Below are 4,433 nucleotides of genomic sequence, written 5' to 3'. Positions count from 1 at the left end.
GATGATGGCAGCGGATCAGGAACACGAATCGTTGTTCGATGCTGCGGCCGGCGGTGATCAGGAGGCCGTTGGTCAGCTGTTCGACGCTCACCGTGAGCGGCTGTTGGTGATGATCCGCCTGCGTTTGGACCGGCGTCTGCAGCGGAGGGTCGACCCGGTCGACGTGCTACAGGATACGTTTCTGACAATCCAAAAAAAGCTTCCGAAGTATTTGAAGCATCCGGAGTTGCCGTTCTTCCTCTGGTTACGCTTGGAAACGGGGCAGACGCTGGTCGATCTCCACCGCTTTCATTTGGGTGCCCAGGCCCGCGATGTGGGACGAGAGATTTCACTGCACCGGGGCAAGTTACCATCCGTGGAATCGATCACACTTGCCGAACGTCTGTTGGGACGGCTCACGACGGCCAGCCAGGCCGCGATGCGAATCGAATTGAGGCAGCGAGTGCAGGATGCGATCAACGAACTGGAACCCGGAGCCCGAGAGTTGTTGGTGATGCGTCATTTCGAAGAACTGACCAATGGCGAAGTGGCACAGATTCTGGGGATCAGCCCGACGGCGGCTTACGGCCGTTACTTGCGTGCGGTCCGCCGACTGCGGAAATCGCTGGAGCAGTTTCCGGGCGGATTGGAGGTGTTTTCGAAATGAGCGAAGTTGACCAGCGGGATGAGCTGATCGGTCGAATCGCGGACGAGTTCCTCCGTGATTGTCGCGCCGGTTGCGCCCCCAGCATTGAAACGCTGGTCAGCAAGCACCCTGAGTTTGCCGATGAACTTCGCGACTTGCTTCCCACGCTGGCAGTGATGGAACAGGTCAAGCTCTCCGACGAGGAGGAAGATTCCGACCACCTTCCCGCAGCGGACGAATCGATGGTCGATCGGAGACTGGGCGACTACCAGATCATTCGTCAGATCGGTCGCGGGGGAATGGGGATCGTTTACGAGGCCGAACAAATTTCACTCGGCCGTCGCGTCGCGATCAAGGTGATGCCGCGGCAATCGTCCTGGAGCGGGACTCAACGAACAAGATTTGAGCGTGAGGCCAAGGCGGCTGCACGACTTCACCACACCAACATCGTGCCGGTTTTCGGTGTAGGCGAAGCGGAAGGCGTGCACTACTACGTGATGCAGTTGATCGTCGGCCAGGGGCTCGACGACGTGCTCGATCAGCTGAAGTCGATCGGACGGCGATCGGCCGACGAGATCGGCCACCGTTCGATATGGGAGCACGTCGGTGGCGGCGAGGAGTCGGAGCAGACCGACCAGAATCCGAGCTCGCACTCGTCCGGGGCCGCGCTAGCGAGATCGGGATCACAGGGTGGAACCGGCTCAAGTACCGGTTCCTCGATTGATCCGTATTGGCGGAATGTCGCGCGGATCGGACTTCAGGTCAGTGATGCGCTCCATTACGCCCACACGCAGGGCGTCACCCACCGCGACATCAAACCGAGCAACCTGCTCCTGGACCATCACAACGATGTTTGGATCACCGATTTTGGACTGGCCAAGGCTGATGACGACGATGGGAAATTGACTCGTTCGGGAGATATTCTGGGCACGATTCGGTACATGCCGCCGGAGGCGTTCAGTGGCCGTTCGGATGGCCGGAGTGATGTTTATTCGTTGGGCATCACACTCTACGAAATGGCAACCTTGGTCCCGGCTTTCGATGCGGTGGATCGCCGAGAGCTGGTCAAGCAGGTGACGACGGGACGACCGTTGCCCGTGTCCCGCGTCAACCGACAAGTCCCCAGAGATCTGGCAACCATCATCGAGAAGGCGATGGAATGCAGACCGGAAGACCGGTATGCCTCGGCCGGCAAGATGCGGGAAGATCTGCGTCGGTTTCTCAACGATGAGCCGATTCTTGCCCGTCGTGCGACGCTCGGCGAGCGTTGCGGCCGATGGGCAAGACAGAATCGTGGTCTCGCCGCGTCGCTCGCCGCGGTCGCCTCGCTGTTGCTGCTGATCGCTTTGGCCAGCAGCGGTGCGGCCATCTACTATTTTGATCAGGAGGAACAACAGCGGCGGTTGTTCCAGCAGGCGCGGTCGGTCTCCAATGCGAACGAACAATTGTTGCACGAGCTTGAAGGTGCCCTCGATCAATCCCGGCAAGCGACCATCGAAGCCGAGAACGCTCGCCAAACAGCGGAACGAGAATCGGAACGCACGAGCCGAAGTCTCTATTCGGCGAGCATGATCAATGCCGCCAATTCAATGGATCAGCACCGTGGATTTGCGCGTGCCCAGGAACTGCTTGACCAATGGCGGCCGACAGACCATCGTCCCGACCAACGGGGATGGGAATGGTTTTACATCCAAGCGTTTTGCAACCAGCATGATTTCATCCTTGACGGACACGACAGCGAAGTGCATGCGTTGGCGCTCGGTCCGCAACAGCGATTGGCGTCGGCGGGGCGTGACGCCCAATTACTGATCTGGGATTTGCAATCTCGTCAAGTGCTCAGGCAAATTGATTCTCCCGTAGGACCGTTGAATTGCGTCAGCTGGGACGGTCCGAGAAACCGCATCGCGGTCGGCGGCTCGACGGGGATCGCGGTCTACGAAACCACGACATGGAAACGGATCTATCAGTCTCCAAGCCCGCTGACGATTTACGCACTTCGGTGGAGCCCTGATGGACGCTGGCTGGCAAGAATCGGCAGGGCACCCGCTTCCGCCGGCCCCGTGCCCCATTACTGTCTGCTTGATGCCGACACGTTCGACGTTGCCCAGGAATTGCCCGGCGTCTTGAACAGGAGCGTCCAGTTCACTTTTCAAATCGACTGGTCCGAAGATAGTCGTCTGCTCGCATATCCGGCGAAGAAGCAGGCCAGGGTCTGGGATCGTGATGCGGAACAATTACGATTTGAAACGAACAAGTCATGGGGCGAACTGCGAGCAATACAGTTCCATCCGACCAACCCCAATGAAATCATCGTTTGCGGTCGTGACGGGGTCGTGAGACTCTGGGATTGGAATCGTCAGCAGATCGTGACGACGATGACGGCGCACACCCACGCGGCCGCCGCGGCGGCCTGGCACCCGAGCGGGCAGCGTGTGGCGACGGCTTCCTGGGATGGAACGGTGCGAATCTGGCAGTCGGAAACCGGAACGCTGCTTCGCACTCTCCACGGACACGAGCGTCACGTCTTCAACCTCCAGTGGGATTCCACTGGCGAGCATCTTTTTTCGACCGGCATGGACGGGGCGATCAAATGTTGGCGACCTGAAGCTGCGGTATGTCGTCGAGAGTTACCGGCGACAACGCACCCGGTGAGTTATTGCGGACTCAGTCCCGACGCGGACCGTGTCGCTTTGGCGTCGGATGTCGGAGAATTGATCCTGCGTGACACGAACGATTGGCATGTGCTTGCCGAGGCGAAGCACGGTCGCTGCCGATTGAAAGCGATCGATTTCGCACCCGATGGCCGCCGGTTGGCCATCGTCGGCGGCGTTGGCACCGTTTACGATCCGGGACTGCTTCGGGTCTGGGATTCCAAGTTCGAATGGCCGACGCGTGAGGTCCGACCTGACGCCACACTCCGTGCCGTCGACTGGAGCCCGGATGGAAAATGGATCGCGGTCGGTGGCGATGACGGATCGGTATCGATTTTCGATCCGAATTTGCAGCCATGCACCAGGACGATTGAACGGGAACCGGGAAGCATCTGGTCGCTCGCCTGGCGTCCCGATGCGAAAGAACTGGCGATCGGCGGAATCAGGTCGGGGCTGCGGGTGTGGGACTTTGAGACTCAGCAGACGCGTCGGTGGCATCAGCCGCAAGATTCGGTCATCGATGTCGCCTGGAGTCGCTCAGGAAAACAGCTGGCGGTTTCCACCACTGACAACCTGATCAAAATCCTGGATGCGGCCGACCTACGCCAGATCGCTCAGTTGCCCAAGCAATTTGAGACGGTCTACGCGCTAAAGTGGGGGCCGGGTGATCGTCGCCTGATGACGATCGATGCCCGAGGGACACTTTTGCTCTGGGATCCTGTCAGTTTGCAACGGACGCTGAAGTTAACCGTGGGATCCGGAGAAGTGCGGGCGGTCGACTGGAGCGAAGACGGCGAGAAGATCATCGCGCCGCGCGATAACAAGATCGTGCTCTGGGACGCATCGCGAGGATACGCCGCCGAATCAAAGGGTGAACGTCCTGCGACGAAGTAGGTTGAACCCGCGTTTTGCGAGGTGTTAGCGGCAGGGCGCAAGCCCAATACCGCTAAATCGACACGGTATTGACCAGCGCAGGGCCCGTAGGCTCGCGCGCCATACGGCTGATCATCAACTGACATCAGCCGGTTCGCGCCAGCGCGAGCGGCGGCGCATCAATGTCGATTTAGCTCTATTGGGCGCGAGTCCTGCCGCTCACAAGCATTACTCTGTTTGGTGTCAAAGGAGAGCGGCCGCGAACCGAGTATCCCGGAGGGATG

2 protein-coding genes are annotated in these 4,433 nt (G+C 59.6%); both read left to right on the top strand.

The window, feature by feature from the left end:
• Positions 1-646, top strand: a 646-nt coding sequence (locus ABX749_RS23585; RefSeq protein ID WP_372898159.1) for an RNA polymerase sigma factor, incomplete at its 5' end; no start/stop codon positions are given.
• Entirely contained in the window at positions 643-4,170 is a 3,528-nt protein-coding gene (locus ABX749_RS23580; protein WP_372898158.1) for a protein kinase, read from the top strand. The genes ABX749_RS23585 and ABX749_RS23580, both read left to right, overlap by 4 nt.
• The last annotated feature ends 263 nt before the right edge of the window (positions 4,171-4,433 follow it).

The sequence above is a fragment of the Stieleria sp. genome (assembly GCF_041595215.1).
GTDB lineage: Bacteria > Planctomycetota > Planctomycetia > Pirellulales > Pirellulaceae > Stieleria > Stieleria magnilauensis.
The sequence above is the reverse complement of the archived record's forward strand: the minus strand, read 5'-3'. Positions and strand labels throughout refer to the sequence as shown.